The following is a 24,797-nucleotide window of genomic DNA, read 5'->3' as shown; positions in this document are numbered from 1 at the left end:
AACACCTCGGGCGGGGCAGGTCCGTGACCCGCCCCGCCCGGGGAGCACCGTTCGGCGGTGCCGCGTCAGAGGTTGCGCAGGGCCTCACCGAGGCGTCGGACGCCCTCACGGATGCGCGCCGGGGCCACACCCGAGAACGCCAGGCGCACCGCGTTGGAATCCCGGCCGTCCATGTAGGACGCCGATCCCGGCACGAGCACCACGCCGTGGGCAATGGCCTCGGCCAGGATGTCCTTCCCGCGGATCTCCTCCGCGGTGACCCACGTGAAGAAGCCGCCGGTGGGGGTGGTCCATGATGCCGTCTCGGGCATGAACTCGGTGAGTGCTTCGTTCATGGCCTCCCAGCGCTCCTTGTACAGCTCCACCGCCTGGTCCAGCGCCGGTTCCCAGTGCTCGGAGCCCACCCAGGAGGTCACGAGCGACTGCGCCAGGTTGGACGGGTGGATGACCACGGACTCCGCGGCGATCTGCAGCCGGCCGCGCACCTCGGGGGGTGCCGCCATCCAGCCCACCCGCAGTCCGGGAGCGAAGATCTTGGAGAAGCTGCCCAGGTGGATCACGTGCTCCGGGTCCATGCCGTGCATGGAGGCCACGGGCTCGCTGCGGTCGAAGGCGAGCAGCGCGTACGGATCGTCCTCCACGATCATCACGTCCCGCTGCGCGCACACGGCCACGAGCTCACGACGCCGCTCCTCCGGCATGGTCACGCCGGTGGGGTTCTGGAAGCTGGGGATCGCGTACACGAACGGGACGCGCCTGCCCTGGGCGGCGAGATCGTCGAGCGCCCGGGCCACGGCCTCGGGCTGCATCCCGTCGTGGTCCATGGCCACGTGCTGGACCTCCACCTCGTACGCGCCGAACACGCCGAGCGCGCCCACATAGGTGGGTCCTTCCGCGAGGATCACGTCACCGGGGTTGCAGAACAGCTTGGTCACGAGGTCCAGCCCGGCCTGGGAGCCCGTGGTGGGCAGGATGTCCGCACCCGTCACGGTGGAGCCACCGCGCGCCATGAGCTTCACGACCAGCTCGCGCAGCCCGTCCATGCCCGCGCCGGAGCCGTACTGCAGGATCTCCCCGGCGCGGCCGCGCAGCAGCAGGGAGGCGACGTCCCCCACCGCGTCCGCAGGCAGCACCGAGAGGTCCGGGTTGCCACCCGCCAGGGACACCACCGAGGGGTCCCGGGCCACCTCGAAGACAGCGCGGACCGGGGAGGGACGGAACTCGTCCGCGCGGGACGCGAAGCCGCTCACTGCGCGGCTCCGTAGCGCGTGCCCGAGATGCCGTACGCGGGGCCGTCCGCGGCGGCGTCGGCCCCCAGGCTGATCAGGGAGATGAGCTCGTAGACCACGTGCGCGGCGGCGATGCCCGTGAGCTCGGCGTGGTCGTAGGCCGGGGAGACCTCCACGACGTCGCACGCCACCACGTCCAGGCCGCGCAGCCCGCGCAGGATCTCCAGGACCTCGCGGCTCGTGATGCCGCCGGCCTCGGGGGTGCCCGTGCCCGGGGCGTGGGCGGGGTCCAGGACGTCGATGTCCAGGGAGATATAGAGGGGGCGGTCCCCCACGCGCTCGCGCAGGGCGGCCACCACGGCGTCCACACCGGAGCGCATGACGTCCGCGGAGGAGACGATCTCGAAGCCGAAGCGGGAGTCGTCCTCGAGGTCCTGCGTGCCGTAGAGCGGACCGCGGGTGCCCACGTGCATCACGGCGTCGGTGTCGATGATCCCCTCCTCGAACGCCCGGCGGAACGGGGTGCCGTGGGTGTACTCGGCGCCGAAGTAGGTGTCCCATGTGTCCAGGTGGGCGTCGAAGTGCAGCAGCGCCACCTTGCCGTGGCGCGAGTGCGCCGCGCGCAGCAGGGGCAGGGCGATGGTGTGGTCACCGCCGATCGCCACCACCTTGGTGGACTCCCCCATGAGCTCCTTGGCCGCGGTCTCGATGGAGTCGATGGCCTCGGGGATGTCGAACGGGTTGCCCACGATGTCCCCGGCGTCCGCGACCTGCAGGTTGGCGAACGGCGAGTGGTTCTGCGCCGGGTTGTAGGGGCGCAGCAGGCGGGAGGACTCGCGGACGTGGTTCGGCCCGAAGCGCGCCCCGGAGCGGTAGGACACCCCGGAGTCGAAGGGCACGCCCACCACGGCCACGTCCGTGTGCTCCACCTGGTCCGTGCGGGGCAGCCGCGCGAACGTGGCGGGCCCGGCCCAGCGCGGAGTGAGGGCCGCGTTCACGGGCCCCACCCGCTGCTCACCAGCGCTGTTGGTCTCGACGATGCGTTCCGGTTCCACCCGTACTCCTCTCGTCCCGGGATCATCCGGGAGACGTCCGGGGCCACGTCGCTGGGGCCCCGTGATGCTGCGATCCACCGTGTCGGTGGTACTTTCTGTGACCTGGTGCATAAACCCTAACGCCACGCTCACACCCGAGAGCACAGCCGTGCCCGGACGCCCGGCGCCGTGGCCCCCGTCCGAGGAGAGACCCCCGTGAACGTGATCGTGATCGTGCTGTACCTGGCCGCAATGGTGGTGATCGGACTGTGGGCCGCACGCCGTGCGCGCACCGCCACCGACTACCGCGTGGCCGGCCGTCGCCTGGGCGCGGGGCTCTACACCTCCACCATGGCCGCCGTGGTGCTCGGGGGCGCCTCCACCGTGGGCGGGGTGGGCCTGGGCTACCAGTACGGCATCTCCGGGATGTGGCTCGTGGTGGCCATCGCCACCGGACTCGCGGTGCTGAGCCTGTTCTTCGCCGCGCGCATCCAGTCCCTGAAGGTGTTCACGGTCTCCCAGATGCTGCAGCTGCGCTACGGCGCGCGCGGTGGGGCCACGGCGTCGTCCTTCGTGATGCTCGCGTACACCCTGATGATCGCGGTGACCTCCACGGCGGCCTACGCCGCGATCTTCTCCGTGCTGTTCCCCATCTCCCGGCCCTGGGCCATCCTGCTGGGCGGCGCGGTGGTGATCGCCTACTCCGTGCTGGGCGGCATGTGGTCCATCACGCTCACGGACCTCATGCAGTTCGTGTTCATGACCATCGGGATCTTCGCGATCCTGCTGCCCTTCTCCCTGGCCGCCGGCGGTGGCTGGTCCGGGATCACCGAGCGCCTGGATGCATCCTTCTTCTCCGTGGGCTCCATGGGGTTCCAGGCCATCGTCACCCAGTTCGTGGTCTACGGCTTCGGCATGCTGATCGGCCAGGACATCTGGCAGCGCGTGTTCACGGCGCGCTCCCCGAAGGTCGCCCGCTGGGGTGGCCTGGCCGCCGCCGCGTACGTGGCCGTCTACGGCGTGGCCGGCGCCCTGATCGGCACCGCCGCGGCCGCCGTGCTCCCCACCCTGGAGGTGCCCGAGGAGGCGTTCGCCGCCATGGCCCAGCACCACGTGCCCGTGGGTCTGGGCGGTGTGGTGCTCGCCGCGGGCGTGGCCGCCATGATGTCCACGGCCTCCGGTGCCACGATCGCCGCGGCCACCGTGGCCCGCGTGGACGTGGTCCCCACCCTGCGCGGGCTGTCCGGGGCGTCCCCCGACGACGTCGCCCGCGCCCGCTCCGAGGATGCCTCCGTGACGAAGGACCGGATCTACGTGGTCGTCGTGGGCCTCGTGATCACCGTGCTGTCCATGCTGGTCAGCTCCACCGTGGTGGCCCTGACCATCGCCTACGACCTGCTGGTGGGCGGGCTTCTGGTGGCCGTGCTCGGCGGGCTCGTGTGGCGCCGCGGCACCGCAGCCGGGGCCATGTGGTCCATGGCGGCAGGAGTGGTGGCCACCGTGGCGGGCATGGTCGCGTTCGGGGTGCTGGCCAACGCCCCCATCTACCTGGGTCTGACCGCCTCCGCCGTAGTATTCGTGGTGGTGTCCCTGGTGAGCACGCCCACGGCGCCCCGAATCAGTCAAGAGTGGAACCGACGCATCCAGGAGTCCAAGGCATGAGCACCGAGAACAGCACGTCCGAGACCGGGGGGACCCAGGCGGCGTCGTACCCCGAACGCACCGTGGCCAAGGCCGTGCTGGAGACCCTGCGTGGCTACGGGATCGACACCGTGTTCGGCATCCCGGGCACCCACTCGCTCGAGTTCTACCGGCCGCTGCGCGAGCTCGGCATCCGCGCGGTCACCACGCGCCACGAGCAGGGCGCGTCCTACGGCGCGGACGGCTGGTCCCAGGTGCGCGGGCTGCCCGGCGTGGTCATCACCACCTCCGGCCCCGGTCTGCTCAACTCGCTGTCCGGTGCGGCCACCGCGTACGCGGAGTCCCGACCCATGATCCTGCTGTCCCCGGGCCGCCCCGTGGGCCACGACTTCCGGGACATCGGCTCGCTGCACGAGACCAAGAACCCCTCCGCCGCCGTCAACGCGATCGTGGGCCTCTCCCGCCGCGTGACCTCCGGCGCGGAGGCCGTGACCATGATCCACGACGCCATGCGGGACTTCGCGCACTCGCGGCCCCGGCCCATTCACATCGAGATCCCCCTGGACATCCTCGAGACCCCGGCGGACGTCCCCGAGTCGGCCACGGCGCCGCGTCCCCTCGGTGAGCCCACACCCGCCCCGGAGCACGACGTCGCCGCGGCCGTCTCCGCCCTCGCGGCCAGCGAGCGCCCGGTCATCCTCGCCGGCGGTGGCTCGCTCGCGGCCGGGTCCCGGCTGCTGGAGCTGGCCGAGCTGCTCGAGGCCCCCGTGATCACCACGACCAACGGCAAGGGCGCGATCCCGGAGAAGCACCGGCTGTCCCTGGGCGCGGACCTGCGGCTGAGCACCGCGCACGAGTTCATGCGCTCGGCGGACGCGCTGCTCGTGATCGGCTCCAAGGTGGGCGAGGCGGAGCTGTGGGGCGGTGACATCACCCCGCAGGGCCCGATCGTTCGCGTGGACATCATGCGCGACCAGATGCTGTGCAACCTGGCTCCGGACGTGGAGGTCCCCGGCAACGCCGCCGCCGTGATGCCGCAGCTGATCGCCGGGCTGCGCTCCGCGTTCGAGGCCTCCGGCGCGCAGCCGCGGCCCGAACGGGACCTGCGCGAGGTGTTCGACGCAATGGACGAGGAGGGCCGCCAGTGGGCATCGGACCTCGCCGCGCTCAACGAGACGATCATGGACGTGGTCCCGGACGACACCATCCTGGCCGGGGACTCCTCCCAGGTGACCTACATGGGCTCCACCACGTTCTTCCGTGCACCCCAGCCGCACTCGCTGCTGTACATGGGCACGTACGCGACCCTGGGCTACGGGCTTCCCGCCGCGGTGGGCGCCAAGCTGGCCGCGCCGGAGCGCCCGGTGGTGTGCCTGGTGGGTGACGGCGCGCTGATGTTCTCCATCCAGGAGCTCATGACCGCCGTGGAGCTGGAACTGGACCTGCCGATCATCTGCGTGGACAACGGCGGCTACGGGGAGATCCGCCAGAACATGGTGGACCGGGACATCGACCCCCTGGCCGTGGACCTCGTGCAGCCGGACTGGGTCAAGCTCGCGGAGGGCTTCGGCGCCACCGGGTTCCCCGCGACCATGGACACCCTTGCGGAGACCGTGCAGAAGGCGCTCGCCACGAAGGGCCCGAGCCTGGTGCACCTGAAGATCTGAGGATCCCGGAGAGGCACACCCCCTGCTGTGGAACGGGCGGGTGAGCGGGTCCAGAACCCGCTCACCCGCCCGTTCCCGTGGAGCACTCAGCGCCACCACGTCCCGTGCGTGGGCCCCGCCCGACATCTGAGGCACGAAATGACTGCCCCGCGGGTCCATCGGTGGGCATTTCCCGCCCAGGATGTTCGTCACCCCGGGCCAGGTCCCGAAGTCTTGACCCAGCCGGTCGATCCGAGCGGGTGTGGCCAGGTGGTTGCCACCCACGCTTCTGCCTCCCGGGGACGGCGCAACCGCACCACCCGCAGCTGTGGGGCCGTCCGCGCGAGCGTGGGGATGCGCTCGCGGTAGCTGTTCCGCGTGGCCACCGCCCAGCGGATGATGTGCTCCGGATCCGTGACGATGCTGCGCAGCGGTGCCTCACGGTTGCCGTTCCACAGCTCCTCCTGCTTCCAACTGCGCCGCACGGTCCGGCGCAGCACGCGCGGGAACGTCACGGTCCAGAAGGGGAAATCCAGCCAGAGCAGAGTGTCGGCGCGGGCGGCGAGAAGCGGCCTGGCGGCGTCGTACTGCCACTCCTTGACCCACGCGTCCTGCGCGGTCAGGTCTTGCACCTCCGCCACGAACTCGGGGCGCGGGGTCCAGTCCGGGCCGTGGAACAGGGCGTCGATCTCCGTGTGCGAGATCCCGGAGCGCCGCGCGATCTTCCGGCAGAGCGTGGTCTTGCCGACGCCGCTGACACCGGCCACGAGGATCCGGCGGGGAGCGGGCGGCGCAGTGACCATGGGGCGAGCCTATTCGGCGTGCGCCGGGGACGGGCCGTCGTGGCCCTGGAAGTTGTACTTGCCGTCTCCCCGCCCGGAGTTGTCCTCCGAGAGATACGCGAACGTGCCGTGCATGGTCTCCGCCCGCAGGAACACTCCGTGACGGGCGCGCCGCTCATCGCCCCAAGCTATCAACCCGCGGAGGACGACGCCCCGGGCGATCCTCCGCGCGGTGGGCGCGGCCACGGCGTCGTCGCCAGGCCGTGACGACTCAGTGCACCTCCACCGCGTGCGCGGCCGGAAAACCTGGTATTCCTGCATGAAGAGGTCGAGTCGGCCGGGTGGGACCGTACCGGAGGCCCCACGTCGAACACCGGAGGAGCAGTCATGAGCACGCATCAGCCGCCCAAGGGCGTCCAGGAAGCCGCCGCGCGCGCCGTGCGCTGGATCGAGGAGGGCAGGGCGGGCAAGGGTTTCACCGACACCGGTGAGCACCGCGCCCACCAGCTGGCCGAGGGCCGGGCGGTGGACGACGAGGTCATCGAGCGGATGCGCGCCTACTTCGCCCGCCACCACAAGGACTCGGAGGCCACGGGCTTCTCCTCCGGCGAGGAGGGTTTTCCCTCCCCCGGTCGCGTGGCCTGGGACGCGTGGGGCGGGGACCCGGGCCGACGCTGGGCGGAGTCGCAGACCATCGCGAAGGACGAGGAGAGCCGGTAGCGGGAGCCGGCCGGGGGGCGTCGTGGGGCGGACGCACCCTCAGCCGCGGACCGAGCCCGCGCTGAGTCCGGCCACCAGGTAGCGCTGCGCGACGAACGCGAAGATCATCACGGGAACGGTGAGCAGGACGGCCGCCGCGCCCGCCTGCTGCAGCATGGGGAGGGTCTGGCCCAGCTGGGTGGCGATGAACACCGGGACGGTGCCGGCCTCCGTATTGGTGAGCACCACGGCGGTCAGGTACTCCTGGAACGCGAAGAAGAACACGAAGATCCCGGAGGTCAGGATGCCGGGACCCAGCAGCGGGACCATGATCCGGGTGAGGACCTGGTCACGGCGGCAGCCGTCGAGCATCGCGGCCTCGTCCAGCTCCCGGGGGATGGCCGCGAAGAAGTTGCGCAGCAGCCAGATGGTGAACGGCTGGTTGATGGCCATCAGGGCCACCGCCAGGACCCAGCGGGTGTCGTAGATGCCCAGGTTGCGGGCGATGTCGTACATGGGCAGCACGATCGCGAACCGCGGCAGAGACCGGAACACCAGGGCGAGCAGCAGCAGCGCCACCGAAACCCACCCGGGGAACCGGGACAGCGCGTACGCCGCGGGGATGCCCAGGATCAGGGCGCCCAGGGTGCTGATGAGCGCCACCACGAACGTGTTGATGAGGTAGCGGTAGAAGTACGTGGCCTGCCACAGGTCCACGAACGCGTCCAGGGTGGGTCGGAACGAGAGCACGGGAGGGTTCGCGAATGCCACGTTCGCGGGCTTGATGACGGACAGGACCGTCCAGATCACCGGCAGCAGCATCAGCACGCACACGAGCGCCAGGACGATGCCGCCGAGTGGCCCGAGACCGCGGCGGGCGACGGAGCGGGGCGCGGCACCGCGGCGTGGCCTCCGCGGGCGAGAGGTCGTGGAGCTCGAGGATCCGGCCCGGGCCCCCGACGAGGGAGAAGGGGATGTCGTCATTGCTGCCGGGCCTCCTTGACCACATCACGCAGGAACGGGTAGAGCATGATCACGATCACCACGATGGTCAGCACGGACAGCGCGCTTCCCAGCCCCAGGTCCTGACCGCCGTCCTGGAACGCAATGTTGAAGATGTAGAGCATCAGCGACTCGTTGCCGAGCTGCACGGCCTGCGGGGACAGGGGCACGAGGTTGTCGAAGACCCGCAGGATGTCCATGATCGAGATGAGCCCCACGAATCCGATGACCCCGCGGATGGACGGGATGATGATGCTCCAGTGGGTGCGCACCGGCCCCGCGCCGTCCAGCTGCGCCGCTTCCAGCACATCCTGGGAAACCCCCTGCAGACCGGCCAGCATGATGAGCGTGGCAAAGGGCAGCATGGACCAGATCACATTTAGTGCCACCATGATGCGGTTGGGCCACGCCTCCACGAACCACAGGACATCCTCCCCCGTGACCCAGCTGACGGCGAGGTTGACCACGCCGCCGAAGTTCTGGTCGAACAGCCACGAGAACATGGTGGCGCCCACCACCTGCGGGATCACGTAGGAGATCAGCAGGATCCCCAGCACCACCGGGCGCATCCGGCCCAGCCTGTTGATCATGGCCGCCAGGACGTACCCGCCCACCAGCAGCACCGCGGTCACCACCAGGGTGAGTCCGGCGGTGAACAGCAGCGCGTGCCCGAACCGCGGGTCCGTGAACGCCCGGGCGTAGTTGTCCAGGCCCACGAACTGCCCCGGCGAGCCGTAGTCCACGTCCTGGAAGCTCCACTTGACCGTGAGGTACAGGGGCACCAGCAGCAGCCCCACCATCACCAGCATGCTGGGGCCCACCAGGGAGTAGAACTCCCGTTTGCGCATCATCGGGGCCGCCTTGCGCTCGGATCACGTGTCACTGGTTCTCCTTCAGGATCTTCGCGGCCGTCTCCTGCATGCGCCGGGTCCCCTCCTCGGGCTCGGTCCTGCCCGTCACCACCTCGGCCACCGTGGGGGTGATCGCGTTGCTGATCAACGACGTCGCCGCGTACGGCTCCGGGGGCGGCGCGTGCTTGATCGCGTTGTTGGCCGCGTCCGCGTACGGGGAGTTCTGCGGGGTCACCACGCCCTTGCGGGCGGGATACGCCGCGGGCACCGCGGACTCCGAGGCCTCCTGCCCCACCGAGACTGCCATGAGCTGGAAGAGCAGATCAGGATCCACCTCCGTGTTGGCCGGGATCGACCAGCCGTCCACGGACAGGGAGCTGTACTGCTTGCCGCCCTTCTCCACGCTGGGCGGCGGGGCGAAGGCGATGCGGTCCGCGTACTGGGAGTTGTCCGGGTCCGCGAGGTCGTTCATGCGGCCGGAGAACATGATGGACACCGCGGCGTCCCCGTTGTACATCTGCTGCTGGACGGCCGGCTGGTCGAACGTGGTGACCTGCGGATCCATGTAGGGCATCAGGGACGTGAGCTCCTCGAACGCCCTGCCGGCGGCCGGGGTGTCGAAGTTGGGGCGGTTGCGGGCACTGTCGATGAGGTCCGTGCCCAACGACCCCATGGCGGCGTCGTAGGCGGTGACGATGTCCGCGCTCGCGAGCCAGGGCATCGCCACCGGGTGCTCCATCTTCCCGGAGTCCTGGATCTTGCGCGCCACGTCCCGCAGCTCGGCGAAGGTGGTGGGCGGTTTCAGCCCGAGCTCGTCGAAGACGTCCTTGCGGTAGGCCATGGTGAACACCTGCGCTTGCATGGGCAGGGCGTAGAGGTGGCCGTCGTAGGACATCGCGTCCAGCATCTGCTGGTTCAGCCCGTCCAGGCCGTACTTCTCCTTGTACTTGGCGAAGAGGTCGTCGAGCGGCCTGAGCTTGCCCTCCGCCCCGTACGTGGGGACGATGAAGTTGTAGGTCTCCACCAGGTCGAACGTGCCCTTGTCACCGGACAGCGTGGCCTGGGTGCGCTGGAGCTGCCCCGCGAAGTCGATGGGTTCGTGGCGCACCACCAGGTTGTCCTGCTTGCAGCTGCGGACCATCGTGTTGGTGAACGGGTCGATGGCCGAGGAGTTGTACGCGAGCACCTCCACCGTGGCGCCGCCCTGCGGAACGCCGACGTCGCAGGGGACCTCGGTGCCGCCGCCGTTCTCGGCCACGCGGGATCCCGCACCGCAGCCGCTGAGCGCCACCAGCGCCAGGATGGAGACCATGGCCGGGAGCAGCTGCTTCTGACGGGAACGCATGTCGCGGGTCCAATCGACGAGGGGTGCGTGAACGACGCGCTGCAGGCCTGCTCGTGCGGGCGGGCCCCGGGCACCGGCGCGTTCCCCGCAGGATGTGATCCACATTACTACCATGCCGAGTGCTCCACGTCCGCGCCGGGAGGCGGGCTGCCCGCGGATGGGCGGGGGCCGAGTCCGGGCCCGAATGCGGGAGTGTTGCACCTCACACTTTCCGCCGGTTACGCTCGACCCCACCCTGGCCGCGGTGCCTCCCCGTGGGAGCGGGACCGGACAGGAATCCACTGCACACCGGCCCGCGCCGGTGACGGCGTGGGCCGGTGGCCGTGCCGGTCCCGCGCCTCCCGCGCGACGGTCCGAGAACGAGGGGGGCGATCGCCGTGGCACGTGTCGGGAGAGCACTAGGAACCTCAGCCACCACGGGAACACCGCGGCGGCCCGAGGACGTCCGCCTGGGCGTCGGCAGGTCCCTGGGCTACGGTCTGCAGCACGTGCTGACCATGTACGGCGGTGTGATCGCGGTGCCGCTCGTGATCGGCAACGCCGCGGGCCTGGATGCCGGGGCCACCGGGGTCCTGGTGGCCGCGGCCCTCTTCACGGGCGGGCTGGCCACCATCCTGCAGAGCGTGGGGGTCCCGTTCCTGGGGGCACAGCTTCCTCTGGTGCAGGGCGTCTCGTTCTCGGGAGTGGCCACCATGCTGGCCATCCTGCAGGGCACCCCGGGCAAGGACGGCCTGCGGGTGGTGTTCGGCGCCATCGTGGTGGCCGCGGCTGTGGGATTCGTGCTGGCCCCGTTCTTCGCGAAGATCATCCGGTTCTTCCCGCCCGTGGTCACGGGTGTGGTCATCACGACCATCGGGGTGACCCTCATGCCCGTGGCGGCCGGGTGGGCCCTCGGCCCGCAGGGCAGTCCGGGTCACGGTTCGGCGGCGAACATCGGGCTGGCCGCGTTCACCCTCCTGGTGGTCCTGCTGCTGTCCAAGGTGGGCTCCGCGGCGATCTCGCGCCTGTCGATCCTGCTGGCCATCGTGATCGGCACCCTCGTGGCGGTCCTGACGGGACAGGCCGACTTCTCGGGGGTGGGCCAGGGCCCCGCGGTGGGATTTCCCACCCCGTTCGCGTTCGGTTTCCCGGTGATCGTGGGTTCCGCCGTGCTGGGCATGATCGTGGTGGTCATCGTGACCATGACCGAGACCACCGCGGACATCGTGGCCGTGGGTGAGGTGGTGGGGACCCGCGTGGACTCCCGGCGCATCGCCAGCGGCCTGCGGGCGGACATGCTCTCCTCCACGGTCTCCCCGATCTTCAACTCGTTCACCCAGACGGCCTTCGCGCAGAACGTGGGCCTCGTGGCGATCACCGGGATCCGCAGCCGCTTCGCGGTGGCCGGGGCTGGCGTGATCATGGTGGCCCTGGGCCTGCTGCCCGTCCTGGGCCGGGTGGTCGCCGCCGTGCCCTCACCCGTGCTCGGAGGGGCGGGCATCGTGCTGTTCGGCACCGTGGCCGCCTCCGGCATCCGCACCCTGGGCGGCGTGGACTACCGCTCCGGGCTGAACCTGGTGGTGGTGGCGGTCGCCGTGGCCATGGGCCTCATCCCGGTGGTCTCCCCCGCCTTCTACGAGCAGTTCCCGTCCTGGGTGCAGGTGGTGCTGGGCTCCGGCATCAGCGCGTCGGCCGTGACCGCCGTGCTGCTCAACATCCTCTTCAACGAGATCACGTGGGGCTCACGCCCCGACTCGTCCGTGTTCGCCGCGGCCCCGCCGCGCGTGCTCCCGCGCTCCGTCGTCCAGGGCCTGCAGGAGGGGGACACCGTGGTGGACGGCCGCCTGCTGGGCGAGGACGGTCAGGAGGTGGCCGTGGTGGACGACCACCTCGTGGCGGACGCCCGCCGACGCGTGCAGAGCGGCGAGCTCACGGAGACCGGACAGATCCACCGGGTCTACCCGCAGGACGAGCGGTGACACGAGCATGCAGCCACATCCACATCCCCTCCCGGAAGGCACAGCCCCATGACGCACTCCCCTGATCCGCACACCGTCCGCCGACACCTGGGCACGGCCATCGCGGCCGCCGCGCGCAACGCCTCCGAGGACGGCGGGCCGTTCGGTGCCGTGCTCGTCACGGCGGACGGGCGGGAGTTCACCGCCGTCAACCGCGTCACCGCTGACAACGACCCCACGGCCCACGCCGAGGTCTCCGCCATCCGTGCCGCGTGCCGTGCGCTGGGCACCCACGACCTCAGCGGGGCCGTCCTGTACTCCAGCTGCGAGCCCTGCCCCATGTGTCTGGCGACCTCACTGTGGGCCCGGCTGGACGCGGTCCACTTCGCGGCGGACCGCCACGACGCCGCACGCGGCGGGTTCGACGACGCCGCGTTCCACGACTTCTTCACCGCCGCGCCCGAGGAGCGCGACCGGATGCTCCCCGTCTCCCACGTGGCCGTGGAGAACCGCAACGCGCCGTTCCAGGCCTGGGCGGAGAACAGCGCACGCACGGACTACTGAGCCGCGCCGTCCCGGGGGTGGCCGGGCCGCTGCCGTTCGAACTCCCCCAGCAGCTGCCCCGTCACGCTCACGGCGATGGCCGCCGGGGACTTGCCCGGGACGTCCGGCAGACCGATGGGGCACCTGATCCTGCGGACCGCCGCCTCCGTGTGGCCTTCCTCCCGCAGCCGCTTGCGGAACCGCGCCCACTTGGCGGACGAGCCGATGAGGCCCACGGAGCCCAGATCCCCCCGGCGCAGAGCGGCATCGCACAGGAGGAAGTCCTCGGCGTGGTCGTGACTCATGATCAGCACGTGGGCCCCGGCGGGCAGCCCCGCCAGGACGCTCTCGGGCGCCGGGGTGTAGTGCAGCTGCAGCTGGGCGGGGCCGTCCACCAGGTCCGCGAACCGGTCGCGGCGGACCTGTTCCGCGCGGCTGTCCACCAGGTGCAGCCGCACGGGGAACCGGCTGAGCACGCGTGCCAGCTCGTGACCCACGTGCCCCACGCCGAATACCGCCACGGTGGGAAGCGCCGGCTGCGGTTCCAGCAGCACCCGCACCACGCCCCCGCAGCACTGCCGGCCGTGCTCCACCGTGGCGTGCTCCGTGAGGGCGAACTCCACGCTCCGCGGATCCCGTTCCCCCGCGGCGATCATGGCACGGGCCCGCTCGACCACCGTGGCCTCGAGGTTCCCGCCGCCCACGGTGTCCCAGGTGCGGGCTTCGTCCACCACCATCTTGGTGCCGGCCTCGCGCGGGGCGTGCCCGCGCACGTCCGTCACGGTGGCGAGCACGCACGCGCGCCCCTCCCCGCGCAGCAGCTGCAGGGCGTCCAGCCAGTCCACGTCAGACGGCCGCCGGGGCGACCGCTCCCGCGGACCGCGCGGCCGCGAGCGCCTTCCGCGCGTCCTGCACGGCCCAGAAGACGGCCTCCGGGGTGGCGGGGCTTGCGAGCTGCGTGCTGTGGCCTTCCGGCCCGAACGACGCCGCCGCTTCGCGCAGCGCCTCGCGCACGCTGAACGCGAGCATGAGCGGGGGTTCCCCCACGGCCTTGGAGCCGTAGACCACTCCGCTCTCGGTGGCCCGCTCGAACAGGTGCACGTTGAACTCCTCGGGCATCTCGGAGAAGCTCGGCAGCTTGTAAGTGCTGGCCGCCTGGGTGCTGAGCCGCCCACGGGAGGGCCCGTCCGAGGTGTCCCAGCGCAGCTCCTCCAGGGTGAGCCACCCGGCGCCCTGCACGAATCCGCCCTCGATCTGCCCCACGTCCAGCAGCGGCGACAGGCTGTCGCCCACGTCGTGGACGATGTCCGTGCGCAGCAGACGGTGGGAACCTGTGAAGGCGTCCACCTCCACCTCGGAGACCGAGGCCCCGTAGGAGAAGTACTTGAACGGCTCGCCCTGCATCCGCTGGGCGTCCCAGTGCAGTCCCTCGGTGCGGTAGTAGCCGGCCGCCCACAGGGAGATGCGCTGGAAGTACGCCTTGTGGGCCAGCTCGCCGAAGCTCAGCTCGCGGTCGTGGAACCCGATCCCGGTGACCCTGCCCGCCACGAAGCGGACGTCGTCGGGGTGGATGTCGAACTCCCGCGCCGCGACCTCGGCCAGGCGCTGCCGGATCTGCTCGCACGCGTTCTTGACGGCACCGCCGTTGAGGTCCGCCCCGGAGCTCGCGGCGGTGGCGGAGGTGTTGGGCACCTTGTCGGTGCGGGTGGGCGCCAACCGCACCGCCTCCAGTGGGACACCCAGTGCGGTGGCGGCCACCTGGCGCATCTTGGTGTGCAGGCCCTGGCCCATCTCGGTGCCACCGTGGTTGATGAGCACGGAGCCGTCCCGGTACACGTGCACCAGTGCACCGGCCTGGTTGAACGCGGTGAGGTTGAAGGAGATGCCGAACTTCACCGGGGTCACCGCGAGCGCCCGGTGGGTGTCCGGGTGGCCGGCGTTGAACCGCTCGATCTCCTGCTTGCGCCGGATCACGTCCGCGCGCTGGTGCAGCTCGTTCCAGATGGCGCTGAGCCGCTCGGCGTGGCGCACGGGTTGACCGTAGGGGGTGCTCTGTCCCGGGGTGTACAGGTTGCGGGCGCGCAGCTCCGTGGGGTCGATCCCGAGCAGCGGAGCGCACCGGCCCATGATGTCCTCGACGACCAGCATCCCCTGTGGTCCCCCGAAGCCCCGGAACGCCGTCTGGGACGTCTTGTGGGTCCGGGCGATCCGCCCGTGCACCTCGATGTCGGGCACAAAGTACGCGTTCTCGATGTGGCACAGCGTCCGCTGCATGACCGGCTCCGAGAGGTCCAGGCTCCAGCCGCCGTCGCTCGTGACGGTGGCCCGCAGCGCACGGAGGCGGCCGTCGTCGTCGAAGGCCACGTCCCACTGCGCGTGGTAGGGGTGGCGCTTGCCGGTCATGGTGATGTCCTGGTTGCGGGTGAGCCGCAGCCGCACGGGGCGGCCCGTGAGCGTGGCCCCCAGGGCGGCCACGGCCGCGAACCCGTGGGGCTGCATCTCCTTGCCGCCGAAGCCGCCGCCCATGCGCAGGCACTGGACGGTGACGTCGTGGTCGTCCAGACCGAGCACCTGGGCCACGATCTCCTGGGTCTCCGTGGGGTGCTGGGTGCTGCACTGCAGGAACACCTGACCGCCCTCGTCCACGTGGGCGAAGGACGCGTGGGTCTCCAGGTAGAAGTGCTCCTGCCCCCCGAACTCGAACTCCCCGCTGAAGCGGTGCGGGGCGTCGGCCAGGCCGGCCGCCGCGTCCCCGCGGCTCACGGTGGGCTGACCGCCCTGGAAGCTCTCGGCCGCGATGGCCTCCCGGAGCGTGATGATCGCGGCCAGCGGTTCGTACTCCACCTGCACGGCGGCCGCGCCGAGGCGGGCGGCCTCGAGGCTCTCCCCCAGGACCCAGCACACCGCGTGCCCGTGGAACATGACCTCGCTCGGGAACAGCGGCTCGTCCTCCTTGATGCCGGCGTCGTTGACGCCGGGCACGTCCTCGGCGGTCAGCACGCGGGCGACCCCCGGGACCAGCAGCGCGGGGGCGGTGTCCAGGGACGTGATCCGGGCGTGGGCGTGCGGGGCCTGCACCGGCCACGCGTGCAGCACGTTCCGGCTGCGGTGGACGAGGTCGTCGGTGTAGAGCGCCGCACCCGTGGCGTGGTCCGCACCGTGGTCGTGCGCCACCGCACGACCCACCACCGGGTTCTCGGGGCGATCCGCGAGGGATGTCATGAGCGCACCTCCTGGGCCTGGCCGGGCTGCGACTGCGCCCAGAACTTGAGCAGCGACTGTTCGAGCACGGCGCGGCGGTAGCGTGCACTCGCGCGCATGTCGTCGATCGGCGTCCCCTGCCGTCCCAGCACCGCCGCGGCCGCCTCGGCGGTCTCGCGGGTCCACGGTCTGCCGATCAGCGCGTCCTCCACCTCACGGGCCCGCAACGGTGTGGCGGCGACGCCGCCCAGGCCGATCCGCGCGGCGGTCACCGTGCCGTCGTCGACCTGCAGCGCGAGGGCCACCGAGACGCTCGAGATGTCGTCGAAGCGGCGCTTGGCGACCTTGTGGAACGCGGCCGTGTTCGCGACCGGCAGCGGGATGCGCACGGCCCGGATGATCTCGTCCGGGCGGCGGACGCTCTCGCGGTAGCCCGTGTAGTACTCGTCCAGGGGGACCTCGCGCTCCGCGTCCCGGGAGGCCAGCAGCAGGGACGCCCCCAGCGCGAGCAGCACCGGCGCCGAGTCCCCGATGGGCGAGCCCGTGCCCAGGTTCCCGCCGAACGTGGCGGCGTTGCGGATCAGCCGGGACGCGAACTGCGGGAAGAGCTGGTCGAGCAGCGGCACGCGGTGCTCCAGGGCCTGCGCCACCTCGGACAGGCTCAGCCCGGCACCGATCTGCACGTGCTCCGCCGTGACCTCCAGGCCGCGCAGCTCCGTCAGCCGGTCCACCGCGAGCACGGTGCGGGGACGGACGTGGCGGATGTTGACCTCCACGCCCACGTCCGTGGAACCCGCCACGAGCCGGGCGTCCGGGTCCTCGTCCAGGCACGCGAACAGCTCGGCCGTGCTCGCGGGGCGCACGAAGCGCGAGCCGTCGGCCTCGATGCGCGTGGGACTCGGCTCCGGGGCCGGTTCCCGCAGCCGACGCCGCAGCAGGTCCGTCTCCTCCGGGGCGCCCAGGGCGTAGGCGGCGTCGCGGATGGGACGGTAGCCGGTGCAGCGGCACAGGTTGCCGCTCAGGGCGTGGAGGTCGAAGCCGTTGGGACCGCACTCGTGGTCGGCGGCGTGCTCGGCACCGGCCACGCCCGTACCGGTCTGCTCCTCGTCCGCGGCGGCCGTGGCTCCACGCTCGGGGCGGTAGTACTCCGCGGCCATGGCGCACACGAAACCGGGGGTGCAGTAGCCGCACTGCGAACCGCCGCGCTCGGCCATCTCCCGCTGGACGGGGTGCAGCCTGCCGGGTCCGCGCGGGCCGGGAGCCGTGCCGAGACCCTCGGACGTGACGACCTCCTGGCCGTCGAACGCCGCGGCGGCGGGAAGGCACGCGTTGACGGAGGTCCACCGGGTGCCCTGCACGCCGTCCGGGCGGGCCACGAGCACCGCGCACGCGCCGCACTCGCCCTCGGCGCAGCCCTCCTTGGCGCCGGTGAGCCCCTGGTCCCGCAGGAAGTCGAGCAGGCGGGCGTGGGGACCGACCGCGGCGAACTCCCTGTCCTGGCCGTTGATGGTCATCCGGATCTGGTTCATGGCGCTGGACTCCTCGTGACAAGCCACCGGCCGCGACGCGAAGCGGATGAGTCCTCAGCTGTTCCGGGAGCTTCCTGGCGCCGAACCGGTGCGGTTCTGATTGCTCGCCCGGTAGATAGTCCGTTCAGGACCCGCCGTAGGCTGTGCGCCAACGTTAGTCACGTCACACCCGGAACGGCAAGGCGCTCCGCCCACCGGTCCTCCCGAGACGCCGATCGCCCACCGTGTCAGCACGCGGGCGACCTGGGCGGTCGGCGCGCTGCTCCGCTGCTGCGACCGCCCCGCTCTGCGACGCAGGACACGTGGCGGGTCACGCCTCGCGCATCCTGCGGGTGGGACACGGCACACTGGCTCCTGGACGCCGTGACTGAGGACACGTCCCGAGGTCGTGCGACGCGACCGGGGACCCGCACCCGGACCCCGACCACCATGGACGAGCAACCACCAGGAGAACCCGTGAGCACCCCGCACCCCACCCCACCTCACCGCCCGCCACGCCGGCCACCCCGGAACTGGTGCTGACCCTGGACTGCCCGGAGCAGCCCGGGATCGTGCACGCCGTGAGCGGGGTGCTGCTGGAGCACGGCGCGAACATCGTGGAGCTCACACAGTTCGACGACCGGCGCCTGGGCCGCTTCTTCATGCGCGTGCACATGGCACCCATGGACGGCGCCGTGCTGGACGAGGACGCGGTGCGCGCGGACCTCGCACCGGTGGCCGAACGCTTCGGGATGCGGTGGGAGCTGCACCAGCACAGGGCCAAGCGGCGGGTGCTGGTGATGGTCTCCAAGTTCGGCCACTGCCTCAACGACCTCCTCTTCCGTGCGCGCACCGGGGAGCTGCCGGTGGAGATCGTGGCGGTGGTCTCCAACCACCGGGACCACCAGCGGCTCGTGGAGTGGCACGGCATCCCGTTCTTCCACGTGCCCGTCACCAAGGACACCAAGCCGGAGGCGGAGGCGAAGCTGCTGGACCTGGTGGACCGTTTCGAGGTGGACCTGGTGGTGCTGGCCCGGTACATGCAGGTGCTCAGCGACTCCCTGGCCACCAGGATGGAGGGGCGCGTGATCAACATCCACCACTCGTTCCTGCCCTCCTTCAAGGGCGCCAAACCCTACCACCAGGCCTACGACCGTGGTGTGAAGACCGTGGGTGCCACCGCCCACTACGTGAACGCGGAGCTGGACGAGGGCCCCATCATCACCCAGCAGGTGGTGGAGGTGAACCACGCCTACGGTCCGGAGGACCTCGTGGCCGCCGGGCGGGACACCGAGTGCAAGGCGCTCTCGGACGCCGTGCGCTGGCACTGCGAGGGCCGCGTGATCCTGCACGGCGGCAAGACGGTGGTGCTGCGGTGACCGGCGCCCCCACCGGTCCGTCCGGGCTCTCGCGGCTCCGCCGGGTGCCGTGACCCGCCGGTTCCGTGCTCCCGCGGTGGGCCGTTCCCGTTCGGGTGACGACGCCGCCGCGACCGCCCGCGCGCCGCAACCGGTCCCGCCCCCGGTTCCGGGTGCGCCCCCGGAGCCTGACCCGCTCCTGGAGCCGGAGGGCGGCGGCGAGGAACGGATCATCCGCCTGGACGAGGAGCGGTTCATCTGTGCGCGCCTGGAAGGCCCGCCCGACGGTCCGCCACTGGTGCTGATCACCGGCCTGGGCTTCGACCTCACCACGTGGCCGCTGTCCTTCGTGCGCGGACTCACCCGGCACGGCCACCGCGTGATCCGGCTGGACAACCGGGACGAGGGACGTTCTTTCCGTGCGTCGTCGGCCCCGCCCACCGCGCGGCAGCTGCTGAGCGGCACGCTCCCCGAGGGCCAGTACACGGTGGAGGACATGTCCCAGGACGTGGCCGACGCCCTGCGCGAACTGGGGGTGCAGCGCGCGGACGTCATGGGCTTCTCCCTGGGAGGGATGATCGCGCAGTCCCTGGCGGGCCAACCCGGACGCGGTGCGGCGGTTGATCTCCCTGTGCTCCACCACGGGTGACCCCTCGGTGGGGACGGCGGCCACGTCCACCGCCGCCATGCTCGCCCTGCCCGGCGCCAGGACCCGGCGGATGTACATCCGCTCCCGCCTGGTGATGTCCCGACACCTGGCCGGCCCGGGGTTCCCCGTGGACCTGGCCCACGAACGCCGGCTCGCGGAGGTGCACTGGCAGCGCAGCCTGGACCCGCGCCACGAGGCCGCCGCGATGCGCCGTCAGATCGGGGCCATCCGCGCCTCCGGCAACCGTACGGAGGTCCTCACGGGGATCACCGCGCCCACGCTCGTGCTCCACGGGGACCACGACAAGATCGTCCGTCCGGACGGTGGGCCCGCCACCGCGGCGGCCATTCCCGGAGCGCGCTTCGTCAGCGTCCCCGGCATGGGGCACCAGGTCCATCCCCGGGTGGTCCCGCTGCTGCCCATGGTCGTGCAGCACCTGACATGATGGCGCGGTGCGCGCACACCGTTGTGCTTCGTTCCACGGTCACCCGTGATAGCAAGGACACGGTGCCCCGACGAGCGCCCGGCCGCCCCCGAAGCCGAACCACCGGACGGAGAGAACCACCCGTATGAAGACATCCCACGACCGACTGCCGCGCCTCGCCGGCACCCTGGTGTACCTGGCGGCACTGTGGTCCTTCCCGTCGATCCCCTTCGCCCGGGACGGCTCCCTGTCCGTGGTGGACGACGTCTTCGGCGCGCTGGGCATTCCCGCCGGCCCCAACCTCTTCCTCGCCCTGAGTCTGCTGATCGTGGGCGCGGCGCTGCGCCGTGGGCTGCGCATCGCCTGGGTGGTCTCCCTCAGTGTCCTGGTCCTCGAGCTGCTGGTCTACGCCCTGTCGAGCATCCTGGTGATCACGGACGCCCTGGAGGGGGACATCGAGCTGCTCGACGGCGTCTTCCTCGCCGTGGGCACCACGGTCACCACGGTGTGGATCGCCCTCTTCGTCCTGTACCGCCGGGACTTCCCCGCCCGAATGCGTCGCGGGGCCATGCGCAAGGGCTGCTGACCCTGGCGGCAGGCCTGCTGCTGTCCATCCTCCTCGTCTTCGCGATCTCGTGGGTGGTGCCGAGCCACCTGCACGGCGCGGAGCACCTGTGGTTCCCGGTCCGCAGCGTCACGGGGCTGTCCCTGCCCAGTGGCATCTCCGACGGATCCGCCGGCCCGCACTGGCTCACCGTCATGGCCGGCATCCTCGGTGGCGCCGCCCTGTTCTACTCGGTGTGGCAGTTCACCCAGTCGGCGCAGCGCTCCGAGGTCATCAGCCCCACGGACGAGCTGCACATCCGCAGGCTGCTCGCCCAGCACGGCAACCAGGACTCGCTCGGGTACTTCGCCACGCGCCGGGACAAGTCCGTGATCTTCTCCCCGGACGGCCGCGCGGCCGTCTCCTACCGCGTCATCGGCACCGTCTGCCTGGCGTCCGGCGATCCCCTCGGTGCCCAGGACGCGTGGCCCGAGGCAATTGCCGCGTGGAAGCGCGAGGGCCGCGTCCACGCGTGGCGCATGGCCGTGCTCTCCGCGTCCGAGACGGGCGCTCTCGGCGACGAGGCCGTCCTGGAGACCGACACCTTCCCGCTCGAGGGCCGCACCATGCGTCCGGTCAAGCGGGCGGTGGCTCGCGTGCGCGACGCCGGGTGCAGCGTCGTCGTCGAACGGCACGGCCAGCTCGACGCCGCCACGATGCAGCAGATCATCGACCTGTCCGAGAAGTGGCGCGGGGACGAGGCCGACCGCGGCTTCTCCATGGCACTGAACCGGCTCGCGGACCGCGCGGACGCCCGCAGCGTCGCCGTCCTGGTCCGTGACGCCGCGGGCGAGATCGTGGCCCTGCAGTCCTACGTGCCGTGGGGCACCCGCGGGCTGTCCCTGGACCTGATGCGGCGTTCCCCGGACGCCCCCAACGGCGTCAACGAGGCCATGGTGGCCGCGCTCGCGGAGGAGGGCGGGGACCTCGGCGTGCGCGAGATCTCGCTGAACTTCGCCATGTTCCGCTCCGTGTTCACGGGTGCGGACAAGGTGGGCGCGGGCCTCGGCGTGCGTATCGCTGACCGCGTGCTGTCCTGGGGCAACCGCTTCTGGCAGCTCGAGTCCCTCTACGAGGCCAACGCCAAGTACCTGCCCCGCTGGGACGAGCGCTTCCTGTGCTACGCGAGCACCGCGGACCTGCCGCTCGTGGGCATCGCCGCGGGCCGCGCCGAGGGCTTCCTTCCCGGCCGCGCACCGCGCCCGGGCCACGACGGCGAGACGCTCGTCGCCGCTGCCGACGGCACCACGGTGCCCCTCGCGGACCTCGCCCTGGCCCAGGACAAGGAGCTGCTCACCCCGCCCCGCCCGGTGCGCCACCTCAACGAGCAGCAGCGGGTGCGCCACGCCAAGCTGGACGTGCTGCGCGAGGCCGGTATGGGGCCCTACCCGGTCCAGGTCCCCTACACCATGCCGCTCACGCGGGCCCTGGAGATCATCTCCCAGGACGACGCCGCCGCCATGACCCAGCAGGTCTCGCTCGGTGGGCGCGTGCGTGCGCTGCGCGACTTCGGCGGCGTCGCCTTCGCCACGATCGAGGAGCGGGACGTCCGCCTGCAGGTGCTCCTGGAGGAGAGCGCGGTGGACCCGGCCCTGATGCGGCTGTGGCGCCGTGCTCTGGACGTGGGCGACCAGATCTCCGTGACCGGCACGCTCGGCCGCAGCCGCCGGGGCGAGCCGTCCCTGCTGGCGACGTCCTGGGCCATGGCCTCGAAGTCCCTGCGTCCGGTGCCCAACGACCACACCGGCTTCACGAACCCCGAGGCCCGGGTGCGCCAGCGCTACCTGGACCTGATCGTGAACAAGGAGTCCTCCCAGCTGCTGCGGGCCCGCTCGCGCGGGATCGCCGCCATGCGGCAGTCCTTCATGGAGCGCGGCTACATGGAGGTGGAGACCCCCATGCTGCAGGCGGTGCACGGCGGTGCGAGCGCCCGGCCGTTCCGCACCCACATCAACGCCTACAACGCGGACCTGTACCTGCGCATCGCGCCGGAACTGTTCCTCAAGCACCTGTGCGTGGGCGGGATGGACCGGATCTTCGAGCTCAACCGCAACTTCCGCAACGAGGGCGCGGACGCCACCCACAACCCGGAGTTCACCTCCGTGGAGGCGTACGCGGCGCACGGTGACTACAACACCATGCGGGAGCTCACCCGCGAGCTGATCATCGAGGTGGCCACCGCCATCCACGGCGAGCCCGTGGCCGTGCGCCCGGACGGCCACGGCGGGCAGACCCGGATCCGGCTGGACCACGAGTGGAAAGTGATCCCGGTGCACCGGGCGGTCTCGGAGGCCACCGGCACGCTGCTGACCTCCGGCACACCGGTGGAGGAGGTGCGCGCCGTGGCCGATGCGCACCACGTGCACTGGAACGAGAACATGACCGCCGGTGAAGTGGTGCTGGAGCTCTACGACGAGCTCGTGGAGGGGCAGACCACCCTGCCGGTGTTCTACACGGACTTCCCGCTGGAGACCTCCCCGCTGACCCGCACGCACCGCACGGACCCGAAGCTCTCGGAGCGCTGGGACCTCGTGGCGTTCGGCGCGGAGATCGGCACCGCGTACTCGGAGCTCGTGGACCCCGTGGACCAGCGCAACCGCCTGACGGAGCAGTCCTACAAGGCCGCCGCGGGTGACCCGGAGGCCATGGAGGTGGACGAGAACTTCCTCACCGCCCTGGAGTATGCCATGCCGCCCACGGGTGGTCTGGGCATCGGCGTGGACCGGATGATCATGATGCTCACGGGCACGAACATCCGCGCCACCCTGGCGTTCCCGTTCACCCGCCCGAACGAGCAGCGCTGAAGCCCCCGGGCTCCGCGGACGCGGCCGCCGCCCCCGGGATCTCCTCGTGCGCGGCGGCCGGTGCTCTCCGGGCGCTCAGCGTGGGGACGGGACGGGGTCGGTTGCGGCAACCCGTCCGCTGCGCAGCAGCACCACCGCCACCAGGGACCCCACGGCACCGGCGATCGTGAGCGGCACGGTGAGCAGGGTGACGATCTCCCACAGCGGCGGCACCACCGCACACGCCAGCGCCAGGACCAGTGCGGCGCCCGAGAGCCGCACCGGGCGTGCGCCCCACGGGGCCACGGAGGCGCGCTCGGCCCGGCGCAGCACGGTGGCCACCGCGAGCACCACGGCCCAGCACAGCAGGGCCAGGGGGATCCGCAGCCACCACCAGGCGGCGGAACCGGGGGCGGGATCGTACCCACCGGCCAGGAACCACGCGGCCATCACGGCCACCACCAGCGGCAGGTGCCACAGGTAGATGGTCAGCGCCCGGGAGCCCACCAGATGCGCCACTGCCCGCACCGAGCGCCACGCCATGAGCCGCCGCAGGGCCGGGCTGAGCACCTCCAGCAGGCACGCCTGCGCGAACCCGAGCAGCACCATGCACACCGTGGGCGGGTTGAGGTTGGTGAGCATGTCCGGGGCGTAGGACCCGGAGGCCACGCACAGCCCAAGCACCGCACAGCATCCGGCGGCGAGCGCCACGAGGGTCGTCCGGGACCGGGCTGCGAACCAGCCGTCCGCGCGGAGGAACCCGAACTGCTGCACCAGCGGCCACACGAACACCATGTTGAGCAGGCCCCACCACTGCTGCCCGGTGCCCATGCGCAGCAGGTCCACGGCCACGGTGCCCGAGAGCAGGAACCAGCACCACACCCAGCCCATCGACTCATGCATCTGCATGTAGATGGGTGCCACTGCCTGGCAGATCAGGTAGGCGGCCAGGAACCACAGGGCCATGCCCATCCCGGACAGTGCGAACGTCACCAGCTCGTACGGCGCCCCCGCCGCGAGCGCCACCACGGCCAGCAGTGCGAGCGCGCACCACAGCAGCGCGGCCGGCTGCACGAGCCGCAGGGTGCGCTCCCGCACGTACTCCCCCGCGGCCGTGCCCCGCTCGCGACGTCGCCGCCACGCCCCCGCCGTGGCCGTCCCACCCACCACGAAGAACAGGGGCATGACCTGCAGGATCCACGTGCCCCACCAGTACCAGGGCTGCAGCGTGGGCACCAGCACCGAGCGGATCTCCCCCGAGACGGGATCCCGCGTGATGGTGACCATGAGGATGTGGATGCACACCACGGCGATCACGCACCCCACGCGGGCGGCATCCACGGCGGGGTCGCGCTCGGGAGGTGGCGTGGCCGCGGTGACTGGGCGGATGGGGCGGGTGCTGACGGAACTGGGTCCGGGCGCGTGCGGAGCGCCGGAGCGCGGGCCGGAGGTGTCCGGGGCGTACTGGGGCATGGGTCACACTGTAGGGCGCCGCGACGCCCGGCGGCCCCGGTGTCGCGACTGTGCAGTGCCGCCACCTCCGTGTGTCCGACCGCGCCGC

General features: G+C 71.5%; 20 protein-coding genes. 10 read left to right on the top strand and 10 right to left on the bottom strand.

From position 1 onward, the window contains the following. Positions 1-65: 65 nt before the first annotated feature. On the bottom strand, positions 66-1,250 hold the full coding sequence (locus tag C1C97_RS09075) for an aminotransferase-like domain-containing protein (protein ID WP_110920791.1): 1,185 nt from the start codon (positions 1,248-1,250) through the stop codon (positions 66-68). Next, complete coding sequence (gene speB / locus C1C97_RS09070) at positions 1,247-2,284, bottom strand: agmatinase (RefSeq protein ID WP_121031362.1); 1,038 nt, start codon at positions 2,282-2,284, stop codon at positions 1,247-1,249. Before speB ends, C1C97_RS09075 begins: the two co-directional genes overlap by 4 nt. Before the next feature lie 195 nt (positions 2,285-2,479). Between speB and C1C97_RS09065 the strand changes: the two genes are divergently transcribed. Together C1C97_RS09065 and C1C97_RS09060 are read left to right on the top strand one after the other, a co-directional pair. Then, the gene (locus C1C97_RS09065; RefSeq protein ID WP_121031360.1) at positions 2,480-3,925 is read left to right on the top strand and encodes a sodium:solute symporter; all 1,446 of its coding nucleotides are present in this window, start codon (positions 2,480-2,482) and stop codon (positions 3,923-3,925) included. Beyond that, on the top strand, positions 3,922-5,571 hold the full coding sequence (locus C1C97_RS09060; protein WP_121031358.1) for a thiamine pyrophosphate-binding protein: 1,650 nt from the start codon (positions 3,922-3,924) through the stop codon (positions 5,569-5,571). Before C1C97_RS09065 ends, C1C97_RS09060 begins: the two co-directional genes overlap by 4 nt. Before the next feature lie 188 nt (positions 5,572-5,759). Here C1C97_RS09060 and C1C97_RS09055 read toward each other — a convergent pair whose 3' ends face one another. Continuing rightward, positions 5,760-6,353: a P-loop NTPase family protein gene (locus C1C97_RS09055; RefSeq protein ID WP_121031356.1), complete on the bottom strand. Its 594-nt coding sequence runs from the start codon at positions 6,351-6,353 to the stop codon at positions 5,760-5,762. A gap of 366 nt (positions 6,354-6,719) precedes the next feature. Between C1C97_RS09055 and C1C97_RS09050 the strand changes: the two genes are divergently transcribed. Continuing rightward, a complete protein-coding gene (locus C1C97_RS09050; protein WP_110920253.1) occupies positions 6,720-7,052 on the top strand; it encodes a hypothetical protein in 333 nt (110 codons plus the stop codon). 39 nt (positions 7,053-7,091) lie between these two features. On the opposite strand, the gene C1C97_RS09045 is transcribed toward C1C97_RS09050, so the two are convergent. The 3 genes from C1C97_RS09045 to C1C97_RS09035 are packed head-to-tail and all read right to left on the bottom strand — an operon-like array spanning position 7,092 to position 10,229. Then, positions 7,092-8,015: a carbohydrate ABC transporter permease gene (locus C1C97_RS09045; RefSeq protein ID WP_121031354.1), complete on the bottom strand. Its 924-nt coding sequence runs from the start codon at positions 8,013-8,015 to the stop codon at positions 7,092-7,094. Beyond that, positions 8,012-8,884 (bottom strand): carbohydrate ABC transporter permease, encoded by an 873-nt coding sequence (locus tag C1C97_RS09040; RefSeq protein ID WP_110920251.1) that lies wholly within the window; start codon positions 8,882-8,884, stop codon positions 8,012-8,014. Before C1C97_RS09040 ends, C1C97_RS09045 begins: the two co-directional genes overlap by 4 nt. Positions 8,885-8,912: 28 nt before the next feature. Beyond that, entirely contained in the window at positions 8,913-10,229 is a 1,317-nt protein-coding gene (locus tag C1C97_RS09035) for an ABC transporter substrate-binding protein (RefSeq protein ID WP_158591146.1), read from the bottom strand. A 371-nt stretch (positions 10,230-10,600) separates the two neighbouring features. Here C1C97_RS09035 and C1C97_RS09030 point away from each other — a divergent pair, with 371 nt between their 5' ends. Next, positions 10,601-12,187: a nucleobase:cation symporter-2 family protein gene (locus C1C97_RS09030; protein WP_407657268.1), complete on the top strand. Its 1,587-nt coding sequence runs from the start codon at positions 10,601-10,603 to the stop codon at positions 12,185-12,187. 48 nt (positions 12,188-12,235) lie between these two features. Then, on the top strand, positions 12,236-12,730 hold the full coding sequence (locus tag C1C97_RS09025) for a nucleoside deaminase (protein WP_110920248.1): 495 nt from the start codon (positions 12,236-12,238) through the stop codon (positions 12,728-12,730). On the opposite strand, the gene xdhC is transcribed toward C1C97_RS09025, so the two are convergent. From xdhC to C1C97_RS09010, 3 genes are read right to left on the bottom strand one after another with little or no spacing between them, the layout of a single operon-like run. Then, complete coding sequence (gene xdhC / locus C1C97_RS09020; protein WP_121031350.1) at positions 12,724-13,554, bottom strand: xanthine dehydrogenase accessory protein XdhC; 831 nt, start codon at positions 13,552-13,554, stop codon at positions 12,724-12,726. The two genes, C1C97_RS09025 and xdhC, sit on opposite strands and share 7 nt — an antisense overlap. Before the next feature lies 1 nt (position 13,555). Next, positions 13,556-15,931 (bottom strand): xanthine dehydrogenase molybdopterin binding subunit, encoded by a 2,376-nt coding sequence (gene xdhB, locus C1C97_RS09015; RefSeq protein ID WP_121031348.1) that lies wholly within the window; start codon positions 15,929-15,931, stop codon positions 13,556-13,558. Continuing rightward, positions 15,928-17,439 carry a xanthine dehydrogenase small subunit gene (locus C1C97_RS09010; protein WP_121031346.1) on the bottom strand — a complete coding sequence of 504 codons (1,512 nt, stop codon included), beginning with the start codon at positions 17,437-17,439 and terminating at the stop codon, positions 15,928-15,930. Before C1C97_RS09010 ends, xdhB begins: the two co-directional genes overlap by 4 nt. A 515-nt stretch (positions 17,440-17,954) precedes the next feature. Here C1C97_RS09010 and purU point away from each other — a divergent pair. The 5 genes from purU to lysX all read left to right on the top strand — a co-directional run bounded on the left by purU (position 17,955) and on the right by lysX (position 23,257). Next, complete coding sequence (gene purU, locus C1C97_RS09005) at positions 17,955-18,797, top strand: formyltetrahydrofolate deformylase (protein WP_121031344.1); 843 nt, start codon at positions 17,955-17,957, stop codon at positions 18,795-18,797. A gap of 49 nt (positions 18,798-18,846) precedes the next feature. Beyond that, positions 18,847-19,425, top strand: coding sequence for an alpha/beta fold hydrolase (locus C1C97_RS12595; protein WP_233542849.1), 579 nt, complete (start codon positions 18,847-18,849; stop codon positions 19,423-19,425). Next, entirely contained in the window at positions 19,397-19,870 is a 474-nt protein-coding gene (locus C1C97_RS12590; protein WP_233542848.1) for an alpha/beta fold hydrolase, read from the top strand. Before C1C97_RS12595 ends, C1C97_RS12590 begins: the two co-directional genes overlap by 29 nt. 124 nt (positions 19,871-19,994) lie before the next feature. Then, positions 19,995-20,435 carry a hypothetical protein gene (locus C1C97_RS12585; protein ID WP_233542847.1) on the top strand — a complete coding sequence of 147 codons (441 nt, stop codon included), beginning with the start codon at positions 19,995-19,997 and terminating at the stop codon, positions 20,433-20,435. Beyond that, entirely contained in the window at positions 20,357-23,257 is a 2,901-nt protein-coding gene (gene lysX, locus C1C97_RS08995) for a bifunctional lysylphosphatidylglycerol synthetase/lysine--tRNA ligase LysX (RefSeq protein ID WP_233542846.1), read from the top strand. Before C1C97_RS12585 ends, lysX begins: the two co-directional genes overlap by 79 nt. A gap of 75 nt (positions 23,258-23,332) precedes the next feature. On the opposite strand, the gene C1C97_RS08990 is transcribed toward lysX, so the two are convergent. After that, positions 23,333-24,709, bottom strand: coding sequence for an acyltransferase family protein (locus C1C97_RS08990; RefSeq protein WP_121031342.1), 1,377 nt, complete (start codon positions 24,707-24,709; stop codon positions 23,333-23,335). Between the last annotated feature and the right edge of the window lie 88 nt (positions 24,710-24,797).

Source organism: Kocuria tytonis, from assembly GCF_003226895.2.
In the GTDB taxonomy this organism is placed as follows: Bacteria; Actinomycetota; Actinomycetes; order Actinomycetales; family Micrococcaceae; genus Kocuria; species Kocuria tytonis.
This window is presented reverse-complemented; position numbering and strand designations above follow the sequence as displayed.